The sequence below is a fragment of the Angustibacter sp. McL0619 genome, from assembly GCF_049994355.1.
Taxonomy (GTDB): Bacteria; Actinomycetota; Actinomycetes; order Actinomycetales; family Angustibacteraceae; genus Angustibacter.
Genome location: NZ_CP188257.1, coordinates 4,464,235 through 4,478,039, shown reverse-complemented (window position 1 = coordinate 4,478,039; position 13,805 = coordinate 4,464,235). Strand labels below are relative to the sequence as shown.

11 protein-coding genes are annotated in these 13,805 nt (G+C 72.0%); 6 read left to right on the top strand and 5 right to left on the bottom strand.

Features of this window, described 5'->3' with window-relative positions:
* The first annotated feature begins 39 nt into the window (after window positions 1–39).
* Genes ACPPVT_RS21060 through cydC form a run of 4 tightly spaced genes read left to right on the top strand, consistent with a single transcriptional unit; the run spans window position 40 to window position 5,953 of the window.
* Window positions 40–1,476, top strand: a complete 1,437-nt coding sequence (locus tag ACPPVT_RS21060; RefSeq protein WP_426563771.1) for a cytochrome ubiquinol oxidase subunit I — start codon at window positions 40–42, stop codon at window positions 1,474–1,476.
* A 17-nt stretch (window positions 1,477–1,493) separates the two neighbouring features.
* Window positions 1,494–2,540 (top strand): cytochrome d ubiquinol oxidase subunit II, encoded by a 1,047-nt coding sequence (gene cydB / locus ACPPVT_RS21055; protein WP_426563769.1) that lies wholly within the window; start codon window positions 1,494–1,496, stop codon window positions 2,538–2,540.
* Between the two features lie 6 nt (window positions 2,541–2,546).
* The gene (cydD, locus tag ACPPVT_RS21050; protein ID WP_426563767.1) at window positions 2,547–4,274 is read left to right on the top strand and encodes a thiol reductant ABC exporter subunit CydD; all 1,728 of its coding nucleotides are present in this window, start codon (window positions 2,547–2,549) and stop codon (window positions 4,272–4,274) included.
* Window positions 4,271–5,953: a thiol reductant ABC exporter subunit CydC gene (gene cydC / locus ACPPVT_RS21045; RefSeq protein WP_426563765.1), complete on the top strand. Its 1,683-nt coding sequence runs from the start codon at window positions 4,271–4,273 to the stop codon at window positions 5,951–5,953. Before cydD ends, cydC begins: the two co-directional genes overlap by 4 nt.
* On the opposite strand, the gene selD is transcribed toward cydC, so the two are convergent.
* Window positions 5,901–6,908: a selenide, water dikinase SelD gene (gene selD, locus ACPPVT_RS21040; protein ID WP_426563763.1), complete on the bottom strand. Its 1,008-nt coding sequence runs from the start codon at window positions 6,906–6,908 to the stop codon at window positions 5,901–5,903. The genes cydC and selD overlap by 53 nt on opposite strands.
* Window positions 6,909–6,945: 37 nt before the next feature.
* Here selD and ACPPVT_RS21035 point away from each other — a divergent pair, with 37 nt between their 5' ends.
* Window positions 6,946–7,914: a glycerate kinase gene (locus ACPPVT_RS21035; RefSeq protein WP_426563761.1), complete on the top strand. Its 969-nt coding sequence runs from the start codon at window positions 6,946–6,948 to the stop codon at window positions 7,912–7,914.
* 6 nt (window positions 7,915–7,920) lie between these two features.
* Here the strand turns inward: ACPPVT_RS21035 and ACPPVT_RS21030 are convergent, their stop codons facing one another.
* The gene (locus ACPPVT_RS21030; protein ID WP_426563759.1) at window positions 7,921–9,126 is read right to left on the bottom strand and encodes a multidrug effflux MFS transporter; all 1,206 of its coding nucleotides are present in this window, start codon (window positions 9,124–9,126) and stop codon (window positions 7,921–7,923) included.
* Between the two features lie 124 nt (window positions 9,127–9,250).
* On the opposite strand from ACPPVT_RS21030, the gene ACPPVT_RS21025 reads away from it, so the two are divergent.
* Entirely contained in the window at window positions 9,251–10,657 is a 1,407-nt protein-coding gene (locus ACPPVT_RS21025) for an ATP-binding protein (RefSeq protein ID WP_426563757.1), read from the top strand.
* Window positions 10,658–10,661: 4 nt separating this feature from the next.
* Here the strand turns inward: ACPPVT_RS21025 and ACPPVT_RS21020 are convergent, their stop codons facing one another.
* Genes ACPPVT_RS21020 through ACPPVT_RS21010 form a run of 3 tightly spaced genes read right to left on the bottom strand, consistent with a single transcriptional unit; the run spans window position 10,662 to window position 13,805 of the window.
* Complete coding sequence (locus tag ACPPVT_RS21020) at window positions 10,662–11,639, bottom strand: N-acetylglucosamine kinase (RefSeq protein ID WP_426563755.1); 978 nt, start codon at window positions 11,637–11,639, stop codon at window positions 10,662–10,664.
* Entirely contained in the window at window positions 11,632–12,909 is a 1,278-nt protein-coding gene (locus ACPPVT_RS21015; RefSeq protein ID WP_426563753.1) for a 6-phospho-beta-glucosidase, read from the bottom strand. The genes ACPPVT_RS21020 and ACPPVT_RS21015 overlap by 8 nt, the downstream gene beginning before the upstream one ends.
* Window positions 12,910–12,926: 17 nt before the next feature.
* The gene (locus tag ACPPVT_RS21010; RefSeq protein WP_426563752.1) at window positions 12,927–13,805 is read right to left on the bottom strand and encodes a carbohydrate ABC transporter permease; all 879 of its coding nucleotides are present in this window, start codon (window positions 13,803–13,805) and stop codon (window positions 12,927–12,929) included.

Here is a 13,805-nt window from a genome sequence, read left to right as displayed (position 1 = left end):
CCCGAGGGGCGGCCCGTCGTCGTCCGACTGGGGTGACTCGTGGACCCTCTGGATCTGGCTCGGTGGCAGTTCGGGATCATCACCGTCTACCACTTCATGTTCGTTCCGCTCACCATCGGCCTGGCGCCCCTGGTCGCCATCATGCAGACCATCTGGTGGCGGACCGGTGACGAGCGATGGCTGCGGCTGACCCGCTTCTTCGGCAAGCTCTTCCTGATCAACTTCGCCATCGGAGTGGTCACCGGCATCGTCCAGGAGTTCCAGTTCGGCATGAACTGGAGCGAGTACTCGCGGTTCGTCGGCGACGTCTTCGGCGCGCCGCTGGCCATCGAGGGCCTGGCCGCGTTCTTCCTCGAGTCCACGTTCCTCGGCCTGTGGATCTTCGGGTGGGACCGGCTGCCCCGCGGTGTGCACCTCGCGACGATCTGGGTCGCAGCGATCGGCACCTGGTTGTCCGCGTACTTCATCCTGGCGGCGAACTCGTTCATGCAGCACCCGGTCGGCGTCCGGTTCAACGCCGAACGCGGACGCGCCGAGCTGACCAGCATCTGGGCCCTGCTGACCAACGTCACGGCGCTGGCCACGTTCCCGCACACGATCGCGGGCGCGCTCGTCACAGCCGGCACCTTCGTCGCGGCCATCTCGCTCTGGTGGGTCGTCCGCGCCCACCACCAGGGCGATCAGAGCGTGGTCGACACGTTCAGGCCGGCGATCCGGGTCGGGCTCGTCGCGCTGTTCGTCGGCGGCATCGCGGTCGCGATCTCCGGTGACGCCCAGGCCAAGCTGATGTTCGAGCAGCAACCGATGAAGATGGCCTCGGCGGAGGCGCTGTGCAACACCGAGACCGGCGCCGGGTTCAGCATCATCGCCGTCGGTGACGTGGAGAACAACTGCGACGTACGGCAGCTCACCATCCCTGGCCTGACGTCCTGGCTCGCCACCGGCGACTTCAACGCGACGCTCAAGGGCGTCAACGACCTGCAGGCCGAGTACGAGCAGAAGTACGGGCCGGGCAACTACAAGCCACTCCTGCCGGTGACCTACTGGTCCTTCCGTCTGATGATCGGCTTCGGGGCGCTCGCCGCCGTGCTGGGACTGTGGGCACTGTGGGTGACCAGGAAGGCTCGGGTGCCAACGAGCAAGCGGTGGGCCCTGCTAGCCCTGTGGTTCATCCCGGCCCCCTTCCTGGCCAACGCCTTCGGCTGGATCTTCACCGAGATGGGCCGTCAGCCCTGGGTGGTGGCGCCCAACCCGACCGGCATCGACGGCGTGCGGATGCTGACGCGCGACGGGGACTCGCCGATCTCGGCCGCCACGGTGGCCACCTCGTTGGTGACTCTCACCGTGCTGTACGGCGCGCTCGCCGTGGTGTGGTTCGGCCTGATGCGGCGGTACACCCTCGCCGGTCTGCCGGCGGCCGACCCGCCGCAGCTGCGGTCGCCCGACGACGACCGTCCCCTGTCCTTCGCCTACTGAGCTGATCGGAGAGAAGCGTGGAGCTGACCACCGTCTGGTTCCTGCTGATCGCAGTGCTGTGGACGGGGTACCTGGTGCTGGAGGGCTTCGACTTCGGCGTGGGCATGCTGCTGATCCCGCTGAGCCGGGCCCAGGACCCCGGGACGACCGAAGTCAACCGGCGGTTGATGATCAACACCATCGGGCCGGTCTGGGACGGCAACGAGGTCTGGCTGCTGGTCGCTGGAGGCGCGACCTTCGCGGCGTTCCCGGAGTGGTACGCGACACTGTTCTCCGGCTTCTACCTCGCGCTGCTGCTGATCCTGGTCGCGCTGATCGTGCGCGGCCTCGCGTTCGAGTACCGCGGCAAGGTGGACGACGCCCGCTGGCGGGCCCGCTGGGACCTGGTGATCGCGTTCGGGTCGTTCGTGCCCGCGCTGCTGTGGGGCGTCGCGTTCGCCAACATCGTCGCCGGCGTGCCGATCGACGCGAGCCACCACTACACCGGAAGCCTGTGGACGCTGCTGAACCCGTACGCGCTGCTCGGCGGGCTGACCACGCTGAGCATCTTCCTGCTGCACGGTGCCGTGTTCCTCGGCCTGCGCACCGACGGGCCGATCCGCGCGCGCGCCCAGCGGGTGGCCAGCCGGATCGCGCCGGTGACGCTGGTGGTGACCGCGGCCTTCGCGGTCTGGACCCAGCTGGCACACGGGAAGGCCTGGACGTGGGTGGTCGTCGTGGTCGCCGCGCTCGCGCTGGCCGGCGCGATGGGCGCGGCGATGACCCGCAGGGAGGGCTTGGCTTTCGTGGCCACCACCGTCGTCATCGTCGGGGCAGTCGTGCTGTTGTTCGGCAGCCTGTTCCCGAACGTGATGCCGTCCAGCACCGACGCCGCCTTCAACCTCACGACCACGAACGCGTCGTCCACGCCGTACACGCTCAAGGTGACGACCTGGGTCGCCGTGGTGCTCACCCCGATCGTGCTGGTCTACCAGGGGTGGACGTACTGGGTCTTCCGGCAGCGGCTCAGCACCGCCCATCTGCCGCCGGCCGGCGGGTTGCCCCGACAGCCGCAACGCGGCTGAGCCGGCGTGCGCTCGCTGGACCCGCGACTGCTGCGCGAAATCACCCCCGCGCGCAGGTACGTGCTCGCCACCGGGGCGCTCGGTGTCCTGACCGGCGTCCTGGTGCTGGCCCAGGCGGTGCTGCTCGCACTGGTGGTCTCCGCGGTCGTCGATGGTGCCGACGTCGCCTCGCAGCGGCGCCGGCTGACCGCGCTGTCCGTCGTCGTACTGGGTCGGGTGGTGGTCTCCTGGACGCAGGAGCGGTACGGCGAACGGGCGGCGACGTCCGTCATCTCCGCTCTGCGCCAACGGGTGCTGGGGCACGTCGTCGCGCTCGGGCCGGCCGCGGGCGAGACCGCGCAGGGCGCGACCGCCACCGCCGGGCTGGTCACCGACGAGCTGGAACGGTTGCGGCCGTATCTGTCCCGCTACCTGCCGCAGCTGCTGCTGACCGCTGTGGTCACCCCGATGCTCCTGGTGGTGGTGCTGACCCAGGACCTGCTGTCCGGCGTGCTGATCGCCGTGACGCTGCCACTGGTCCCGCTCTTCATGGCGCTGGTCGGCTGGATGACCCAGCAGGCTTCGCAGCGTCGGCTGGCGGCGGCTCAGCGGTTCAGCACCCAGGTGCTCGACCTGCTCGTCGGACTGCCCACGCTGGTGACGCTCGGACGTGAGATCGGTCCCGCGCAACGGGTTCGCGAGCTCGGCGAGGCGCACCGGCAGGCGACGAACGCCACCTTGCGCAGCGCCTTCCTGTCGGCGCTCGTGCTCGAGCTGCTGACCACCCTGTCGGTCGCTCTGGTCGCGGTCGGTATCGGCCTGCGGTTGCTCGCGGGCTCGTTGGACCTGCAGACCGCGCTGCTGGTGCTGGTGCTGGCGCCGGAGGTGTACCTTCCGCTGCGCCAGGTCGGCACCCACTTCCACGCCAGCACCGACGGGATCACGGCGGTGGACCAGGCCTTCGCGGTACTCGAGCTGCCCTTGCCCGCCGACGGCGACCTTCCCGCACCGGACCTGCACGGCTGCAGCATCGAGGTCCGGGACGTCGTGGTGCTGCACGAGGGTCGGGCCGCGGCGGCGCCGGACGGCGCGAGCCTGACCCTGCGTCCCGGCACGGTCACCGCTGTGGTCGGACCAAGCGGCTCCGGCAAGTCCACCCTCGCCGAGCTCGTCCTGCGGCTGCGCGACCCGGACGACGGAACTGTGCACGTCGTGGAGCCGGTGGGACGTCGGACGTCGCTGGCCGACCTGCAGGCCCGGACCTGGTGGAGCCAGATCGCCTGGCTCGGACAGCATCCGGTGCTAGTGCCGGGAACGGTGCGGGAGAACGCGCTCCTGTTCGACGGCGGGGCTGCAGGGCGGGGGTCCGGGCGAGCCGAGCCGGACGGCGCGACCCTCGACCGGGCAGCGGCGGCGGCCGGTTTCACGTCCGTCCTGGCTCAGCTGCCGCAGGGCTGGACCACCCGGATCGGCCGTGACGGCGTGGGACTGTCGGCCGGGCAGCGGCAGCGGCTGGCGCTGCTGCGGGTGCTGCTCAGCCAGGCACCACTGGTGGTGCTGGACGAGCCGACGGCTCACCTCGACGCGGCCAGCGAGCAGGTCGTGTCCGAGGTGCTGAAGACGTTGCGGGACACCGGCCGCACGGTCCTGGTGATGTCACACCGGACCGCCCTGGCCGCCCTGGCGGACACCGTGGTCGAGCTCGCAGCGGTGTCTGCGCCGCCGCACGACGACCACGAGCAGGTGGCACGGTGAGCGCCCTGCGGACCGCGTTGGCGGCCATGGCGCCGCCGGCCTCCCGGGTCGCTCTTGCCGTCATGGCCGGTGTGCTCGCCCTGGGTAGCGGGGTGGCGCTGACTGTGACGGCGGCGTGGCTGATCTCGCGGGCCGCGGAGCACCCGCCCCTGATCGCGCTGTCCGTGGCGATAGTCGCGGTTCGCGCGCTCGGCATCGCCCGTGGTGTCTTCCGCTACCTGGAGCGGCTGGCCTCGCACGACGTGGCGCTGCGCGGCGCGGTGCGACTGCGAGCGCAGCTGTACCGGCGGGTTTCCGAGGCTGACCGCAGCCTCGTGGTCGGGCTGCGGCGCGGGGAGCTGATGTCCAGGATCGGCCCGGACGTCGACGTCCTGAGTGATGTGCTGGTCCGCGGACTGCAGCCGTTCGCCGTCGGGATCGGTGTCGGCGCGGCGTCCTGCGTCCTCGTCGCCGCTCTGGATCCGGTGGCCGGTCTGCTGCTCGCCGGCTGCCTGGCCGTCGGGGTGGTCGGTGCCGCGCTGCTCGGCGGGGTCGCGGCGGCACGCTCCCAGCGGGTGGTCGAGGAGTCCGCGGACGAGCTCGCCGCCCAGGCGCACGACCTGCTCGACCACTGCGCCGAGCTGACGGTCAGCGGGCAGGCCGACCACCGGCTGTCGCGAGCCGACGCGGTCGATGCCGCCAGGTCCGCGGCCCTCGACGCGGCCACCCGCCCGGGCGCCTGGGCGGTGGCGGTCAGCACGTCCGCCACCGCTGTCGCCATGGTCGCCGCCCTGGTCGCCGGTTCCGTTGCGGTGCAGGCTGGCCGGATGAGTCCGGTGCTGCTCGCAGTCGTGACGCTGGTGCCACTGGCCCTGGCCGACGCCATCTCCCCGCTGCCTACCGCGGCCGGCGCGGTGGGTCGAGGAGTTCTGGCGGCCGGCCGGCTGCAGCCGCTGCTGGAGGCAGCACCCGCGCGCCGCGTGCCGGCGAGCCTGTCGGCGCAGCCCGATTCCCGGGCACCGCTGTTGGAGGCGCGGGCGTTGGCCTGCGGGTGGCCGGGCCGTCCCGAGGCGATGGGCGGGCTCGACCTGACGGTGCACCCCGGCGAGCTGCTGGCGGTCACCGGACCGAGCGGCAGCGGCAAGACCTCGTTGCTGCTCACCCTCGCCGGGCTGCTCGCTCCGGTCGCCGGCAGCGTTCGCGCGCAGGGCGTCGACACCACCGACTGGAGCGCCCAGCAGCTCCGTCGTGCGGTCACGTACACCGCCGAGGACGCCCACGTGTTCAGCACCACGTTGCGGGACAACCTGCTGGTGGCTCGCGGTGACGCCGAAGACCGCGAGCTGCGGCACGCGCTGGACGTCGTGGGCCTGGGCGGGTGGCTCGCCGGGCTGGCCTCGGGTCTGGACGCCGCGGTGTCACCGCGGGAGATGTCCGGGGGAGAGCGCCGACGTCTGCTGGTCGCGCGCGCCCTGCTGGTCGGTAGTGACGTGCTGCTGCTCGACGAGCCGACCGAGCACCTGGACCCGACGTCCGCGCAGGACCTGCTGCTCGCCCTGCGCGAGCACGCTCGTACGGTCGGGGTCGCCGTGGTGGTCGCGACGCACTACGAGGCCGTCGGCACACTCGCCGATCGGGTGCTCGAGGTCAGCGCACCTGGAGGCTCACGCCCGCGACCGCAGGCACCAGCTCACCGATGACGACGGCGCCGGGCACCTCGCCGACCACCAGCAGCCCGCCGGACGTCTGCGCGTCGGCGAGCAGCAGCAGCTCGAGCTCGTCCGCGCTGCCGGGGTCGAGGTGCGGGCGCACCCAGTCCAGGTTCCGTCGCGTCCCGCCCGGGACGTACCCCGCGGCGGCCGACTCGCGGGCGCCGTCCAGGTAGGGCACCGCAGCCGCGTGAATCCGGGCGGTGACCCCGCTGGCCCGGGCCAGCTCGAAGGTGTGCCCCAGCAGGCCGAAGCCCGTGACGTCGGTGGCGGCGCGAAGTCCCTGCGCGACAGCGGCTCTGCTGGCGGCGTCGTTCAGCGTGGTCATCGACGCGATGGCGTGCTCGAACACCTCGCCGGTATTCTTGTGCCGGTTGTTCAGCACACCGACACCGAGCGGCTTGGTCAGGCTCAGGGGCATCCCGGCCTCGCCGGAGTCGTTGCGCAGCAGCCGGTCCGGGTGGGCCAGGCCGGTCACCGCGAGGCCGTAGATCGGCTCCGGTGCGTCGATCGAGTGGCCCCCGGCCAGGTGGCAGCCGGCGACGCGCGCCACGTCCGCGCCGCCGCGCAGCACCTCGCGGGCCAGCTCGGTCGGCAGGCTCTCGCGCGGCCAGCCGAGCAGATTCACCGCGAGCACAGGTCGTCCGCCCATCGCGTAGACGTCGGAGAGCGCGTTGGTCGCGGCGATCCGTCCCCAGTCGTAGGCGTCGTCCACCACCGGGGTGAAGAAGTCGGTGGTGGACAGGACCGCGAGGTCGTCGCGGACCTGCACGGCGGCGGCGTCGTCCGAGTGCTCCAGGCCAACCAACAAGGGCAGGTCCGAGTCGGCGGCACCGCCCAGCCCGGCGACCATCTGCTCGAGCTCTCCCGGCGGGATCTTGCACGCGCACCCGCCGCCGTGGCCGTACTGGGTCAACCGCACGGTGGTCGTCGCGTCGCTGGTCATGGGCCGAGCCTAGGTCCGATGCGTCTAGCGTGGCCGGGTGAGCCAACCTCGGGTGCTGGTGGCGCCGGACTCCTTCAAGGGGACGATGAGTGCGTTGACCGTCGCCGAGGCCCTCACCGCCGGGCTGACCGGAGCGGGCGCGGACGTCGTCAGCTGCCCCCTCGCCGACGGCGGCGAGGGCACGACGGCGGCCCTGCACGCGGCCTGGGGTGGCGAGCTGGTGCGCTACTCGGTGGCCGGCCCGCTCGGTGACCTGGTTGAGGCGGAGCTTCTGCTCGTCGGCGGCCGGGCCGCACTTGACACTGCGTCGGCCAGTGGACTGCATTTGGTGCCCGCCGACCGACGGGACCCGTTGCGCGCCAGCACCTTCGGCACCGGCCAGCTGATCGCCGCGGCGGTCGCGGCCGGGGCCCGGGAGGTGCTGGTGGGCGTCGGTGGCAGCGCGTCCACGGACGGCGGTGCCGGGGCGCTCGCGGCACTGGACGAGGCGGGCGGGGTCGGCGGCGCTGCGCTGACGGTGCTCTGCGACGTCCGGACCCCGTTCGAGCTAGCGGCCGAGGTGTTCGGGCCACAGAAGGGTGCGACCCCGGCCCAGGTGGCCGCCTTGACCTCGCGGTTGCACACCCTCGCCGGACGGTTGCCTCGCGACCCTCGCGGCATCCGCCGGACGGGTGCGGCCGGTGGGCTGTCCGGCGCGCTGTGGGCGGTGTACGGCGCGGACCTGGTGTCCGGTGCGGACGCGGTGCTGGACGCGGTGGGCTTCGACGAGCGGCTGTCCGGTGTCGACCTGGTGGTCACCGGCGAGGGGCGGCTGGACGCGCAGACCGCTCAGGGCAAGCTCGTCGCCGTAGTGGCGCAGCGAGCAGCGCGGCGCGGCGTGCCGGTGGTCGCCGTGGTGGGGCGACGCGACCTGGACGACGCGGGCGTGCGTGCGCTCGGCCTGCGTGAGGTCGTGGAAGCCGGCGACCCGCAGGCGCTGGAGGCGGCGGGCGCAGCCCTGGTCTGAGTCGCCTCAGGCGTGCGTGCTGCCGCTGCCGAACAACCAGCAGGTGGCGAGCGCGAAGAAGCCCAGCATCAGCGTGGCCATCGGCAGCAGCGAGTCGTATCCGACGATGCCGGTAAGCGGGGTGACCAGTGCGCCGACCAGGAACGTGAGGCCGCCCTGCAGCGCCGCCGCCGTGCCGCCCGAGCGTCGCCCGGCCTGCTGCGCCAACGCCGTGGTGCCCGGGATGGACCACCCCATGCTCGCCACGACGACGCACAGCAGCACCCAGGGCAGCGCGAGCGGTGAGCTCGCACCGGGGTCACCCAGCGCGACGACGACCAGCCCGGCGCTGGCCAGGCAGGCGGTCAGTACCCCGGCGGTGCGCAGCCGAGCGGCACCGACCCGGACCACCAGCATCCGGAAGACCAGGCTGGACAGGGCCATCGCCGCGGCGTTGGTCGCGAACAGCAGGGCGTAGGCGGTCTGCGTGATGCCGTACGTCGTCTCGAGCACGAACGACGAGCCGCCGATGTAGGTGAAGAACCCGGCCGTGGCCAGGCACTGCACGACGACGTGGCGCATGAAATGCCAGTCCCGGGACAGGTCGGCCATCCGCGCGAGCATGTGCTCGACGCCGTGGCCCTGCCGGCGCTGCGGTGGCAGCGACTCCGGGATGAGCAGCACGACCGCAGTGACCATCACCACGCCGAGCAGGCTGAGGAAGGCGAAGATGGTGCGCCAGCTGCCCACGGTGAGGATGAGCCCGCCGATCGCGGGTGCTACCACCGGCCCCAGGAACACGATGGCCGACAGGGTCCCGTAGCGAGCGGCCGCGGCGTCCCCTTCGTAGTGGTCGCTGACCACGGCCCGCCCGACCGCGATGCCGCAGCCGGCGACCAGGCCCTGCACCAGTCGGAAGGCCACCAGGGTCGGGCCGGTCGGCGCCAGCGCGCAGGCGATCGACGCCGCGGTGAACACGACCGTGCCGAAGACCAGCAGCGGTCGCCGTCCGTGCCCGTCGCTGAACGGCCCCAAGGTGATCTGACCCAGCCCTACGCCGATGATGAACGCGGTCAGGCTGAGCTGGGCAATGGTCGCGGACGTGTTGAGCGAGTGCTGCAGCTCGGGCAGGCCGGCGACGTAGGTGTCGACCGCAAGAGGGCCGATTCCGGTGACCAGGACCAGGGCGAACATCGACGGGTGGGCGCTGGGGTTGCGCCTGGCGTGCAGCATCGACGTCCTTCGTGGCTTCGGGGTCCCGACCAGCGTAGAGGGCAGAATCCGGCATGGCCCGTCGACTCATAAGTAACATCAATGGTACTATCATCGGCGATACCAGATCAGGAGAGGATGGGTCATGGCGTTCGTCGGTCGCGACGTGGAGCTCGGCCGGCTTGCGGGGCTGCTCGCCGACGTCGTCGAGGCGCAGGATCGCAAGCCGGGCAAGGCCCTGTTGCTGCGCGGCCGGCGCAGGGTCGGCAAGTCGCGCCTCGTTGAGGAGTTCGTCGCCCGAGCCGAGGTGCCGCACGTGTACTTCACCGCGTCGGGCCGTTCGGTGCGCGAGGAGCTGGCGCTGTTCGCTGAGGAGGTCGCCGCCTCCGACCTGCCCAACGCCGCGCTGTTCCGCGAGGTCGTGCCGACCTCGTGGGACGCGGCGCTGCGCCTGCTCGCGTCCGCGGTGCCCGAGACGGGCAGCGTCGTCGTCCTGGATGAGCTGCCCTACCTGACGGTGGGCGATCCGGCCTTCGAGGGCACCCTGCAGAAGCTCTTCGACCGCGAACTGTCCCGGCGTCGCGTCCTCCTCGTCGGAATCGGCTCCGACCTGGCCATGATGGAGGCCTTGAACGAGTACGGGCGGCCCTTCCACCAGCGCGCCACCGAGATGGTGGTGCCACCGCTGTCCCCGGCCGAGGTCGCGGCGATGCTGGATCTCGACGCCGCGCAGGCGTTCGACGCGCACTTGGTCACTGGTGGGCTCCCGATGATCTGCGCGGAGTGGAAGTCCGGCCTCACCCTGCGGCGCTACCTCGCCAAGGCGACGGCCGACCCGACGTCCGCTCTGGTGGTCTCCGCAGAGCGAGCGCTCGCAGCGGAGTTCCCGACCGAGGTCCAGGCGCGGTTCGTCCTCGGTGCGATCGGGGCCGGCGAGCGGACCTTCGCGAACATCGGCCGGGCGGCCGGTGGGCTGCAGCCGGCGTCGTTGAACCGCTCCCTCACGACCCTGCGCGACAAGCGGGTGGTGTCGGTGGACCAGCCACTGTCGACCCGTGCCCCGAGCGAGAAGCGGTACCGGGTGGCCGACCCCTACCTGCAGTTCTGGCTGACCTTCGTCGGCCCCCACCTCGACGAGATCGAACGCGGACGTGGCGATCTGCTGTTGGCCCGGATCACCAGGTCCTGGACGTCATGGCGCGGCAGGGCGATCGAACCGCTGGTGCGAGAGTCATTGCGCCGTCTGCCCGACCGCCTTCCCGTGGGATCGGCCAGTGTCGGTGCCTTCTGGACGAGGACCAACGACCCGGAGATCGACCTGGTCGTCACTGATCGCGGCCCAGTTGCGCGGCGGGTCCACGCGGTCGGGTCCATCAAGTGGTTGGAGCGGCGGCCCTTCGACACCGACGACCTCGCTCGCCTGGTGCGGCATCGGGCGCAGCTCCCCGGAGCCGAGGACGCAACGCCCCTGCTCGCCGTCTCCCGCGCGGGATCCCACGTCGAGGGTGTCACCGTCCTCGGCCCGCAGGACCTGCTCGCGGCCTGGCGCTGAGACGTCAGGGGGTCGCGAGCGCGGCCCGCGCCCGGACCAGGACGTCGGGCGCGGCACCGCAGCTGGCCAGCGCCGACAGCAGGGCGCCGGCCACCGGTGGGACGTCCAGCACCCGAGGTCGAGCACGCGGAACCTGGCGCGCCAGCTGATCGGTGATCCGGTCCAGCAGCAGGGCCGGACCGTGCTGCAGGGTTCCGCCGCCGAGCACCACCGGAACCTCGATGTCGTTCAGCCGCAACCGGTTCACTGCGGCCAGCGCGAACTCCACCACCTCGTCGGCGAGCCGGTACACGATCCCCACCGCCACGTCGTCGCCGTCCACCGCGGCCGAGAAGACCACCGGCGCAGCGGTGATCACGTCGTGCTGGCCGATGGTGCCGTCGGCTACCTCGATCGCCACCTGCTCCACGCTGGCCCGACCGAAGTGCTTGGCCAGGCGCTCGCCGAGCAGCGTCGCCGGCCCGCGTCCGTCGCCGGCCCGCACCGCGGCGCCGATCCCGGTCACCGACACGGCCCACCCGCCGCCCCAGTCGCCGGTCATCTCGCCCAGCGCCAGGAACCGGGCGACCCCGCCCTCGGGGTCGACGCCGATGGCGTTGATCCCGGCCCCGGACACCACCGCGACTCCCCAGCCGTCCAGCGCCCCCGCGTGCAGCACCGCGAGGGTGTCGTTGCCGACCACCACCTGCTGGGCCAGCCCGCGGGCCGCGATCGCCCGCTGCGCCTCGCGCTCGGCCTCGGGCAGGTCGAGGTTGGCGAGGTAGAACGCACCGACGGTGACCGGCTCGGACGCCGGCACTCCCGCGCTGGCCCGCACCTGGTCCACCAGGACGGCGAGACCGTCGACCATGGTGTCGACCCCGTCCACGTGCGACCGGGTGCCTGGCCCGCGCTCGTGAGCGAGCACCCGGCCGGTGCTGTCCGCGAGCACGACGTCCGTCTTGCTGTTGCCCCCGTCCAGGCCCAGCACCAGGTCAGCCACGGGCTGCTCCGGCGAAGGCGGGCAGGAAGCCCCGGTGGGCCGCGAGCAGGTCGCCCAGCAGGTCGACGGCGAGGTCCCACTGACGCACCAGCGGGTGGGCCACCAGGGCCCGCAGCGCGACGTCCGGATCGCCGGTCCGGGCTGCCTCGACGGTCAGCGTCTCGTAGGCGGTCACGGCCTGCACGAGCCCCAGCATCTCCGGTGGCAGCGCCGGGACCGCGACCGGGTGGGCGCCGGCGGTGTCCACGTGGCACGGCACCTCGACGACCGCCTCGTCCGGCAGCCCGGCGATGGTCCCCGCGTTGCGCACGTCCACGTAGTGGTGCGCGCCGTCGCCGGTGAGCAGGCTGGTCACCAGCGCCGCTGCGGCCTCGCTGTAGTAGGCGCCGCCGCGTTGCTCGAGCAGTGCCGGCTTGTGGTCCAGCGTGGGGTCGGCGTACATCGCGAGCAGCTCGCGCTCGATGTCGGCCACCTTCGAGGCACGGTGCTCGCCGGACTGCTGCTCGGCCAGCTCGTGGTCGGTGCAGTAGAAGTAGTGCAGGTAGTACGACGGGATCGCGCCCAGCACCGACAGCGCCCGCACCGGCAGGCCGAGCTCGCCGGCCAGCTCCTGGGCGTACGGTCCGGCCAACAGCTCGGGCAGCCGGTCCACCCCGTCCACCTCGACGGACCGGATCCAGGACAGGTGGTTCAGCCCGGCATGGCCGAGCCGCACCTGGTCCGCCGGCACCCCGAAGCGAGCCGCGAACCGGCGCTGGAAGCCGATTGCCACGTTACACAGGCCCATCGCTCGATGGCCCTCGTCCAGCAGTGCGCGGGTGACGATGCCCACCGGGTTGGTGAAGTCCACGATCCAGGCGTCCGGCAGCGCTCGTCGTCGGACCTCGTCGGCGATGTCCAGCACCACCGGCACGGTGCGCAGCGCCTTCGCGAAACCGCCTGGGCCCGTGGTCTCCTGGCCGATCACGCCGCGCTTGTTCGGCAGTGTCTCGTCGACCAGCCGGGTGCCCTGACCGCCGACCCGCAGCTGCACCAGGACGGCGCTCGCGCCGTCGATCGCCGCGCTGCGATCGGAGGTGGTGACCAGCCGGCCGGTGAAGCCGGTCCGGCGCAGGATGCGCTCGGCCAGCCCGCCCACCACCTGGAGCCGGTCGGCGTCGACGTCGTGCAGCACCAGCTCGTCGACCGCCAGCACGTCCGAGCGGCGCGCGAAACCCTCGACCAGCTCGGGTGTGTAGGTGCTGCCGCCACCGATCACGGCGATCCTCATCGCTTCATCATCCTCTGCTAGCCCTTGTTGCCCGACATGGCGATGCCCTGGATGAACACCTTCTGCGCACTGAGGAAGAGCAGCAGCACCGGCAGCAGGAACATCAGTGAGGCGGCCATCTGCAGCTGGTACGCGGACTGGTGCGCGCTCTTGGCGAGCCCGGCGAGCCCGACGGCCAGGGTCTGCCCGTTGGTGCTGTTCCCGCTGTACAGCAACGGGTTGTAGAAGTCGTTCCAGGCGAACATGAACGCGAACAGCCCGACCGCGGCCAGGGCCGGCCGGGCCATCGGGACCACCACCTGCCGCAGGATGCGGAACTCGCTCGCGCCGTCCACCCGGGCCGCCTCGATCGTCTCCTCCGGCAGGGTCAGGAAGAACTGGCGAAGCAGGAAGATGCTGAACGCGTCCCCGAAGAAGGCCGGCACGATCAACGGCTTGAGGGTGCCGATCCACCCCAGGTGGGCGTACATCACGTACAGCGGCAGGCTGGTCACCTGGGCCGGGATCATCATGGTGGCCAGCACCACGACGAAGAACGCGTTCCTTCCGCGCCAACGCATCCGAGACACCGCGTAGGCCACCGGCACGGACGACACGACGATGCCGAAGGCGCTCAACCCGGCGTACACCAACGTGTTCCACAGGTCCCGGGCGAACGGCATGACCTCGAAGACCTCGCGGAAGTTGCCCCAGTGCAGCGGCCGGGGCCACAGCTCGCCCGTGCCGGCCTGCTCCTGGGTCATCACCGCGGTCAGCACGCACACCGCCAACGGGAGGATGAACGCCAGCGACAGCGCCACCGGGAGCGCGTGCTCGCCCACCCCCTCCAGCACCCGGTGCCGCAGCGGACGACGGGCGTGCTCGCGCGCCGCCGAGGCAGCCATGCCGGAACTCAC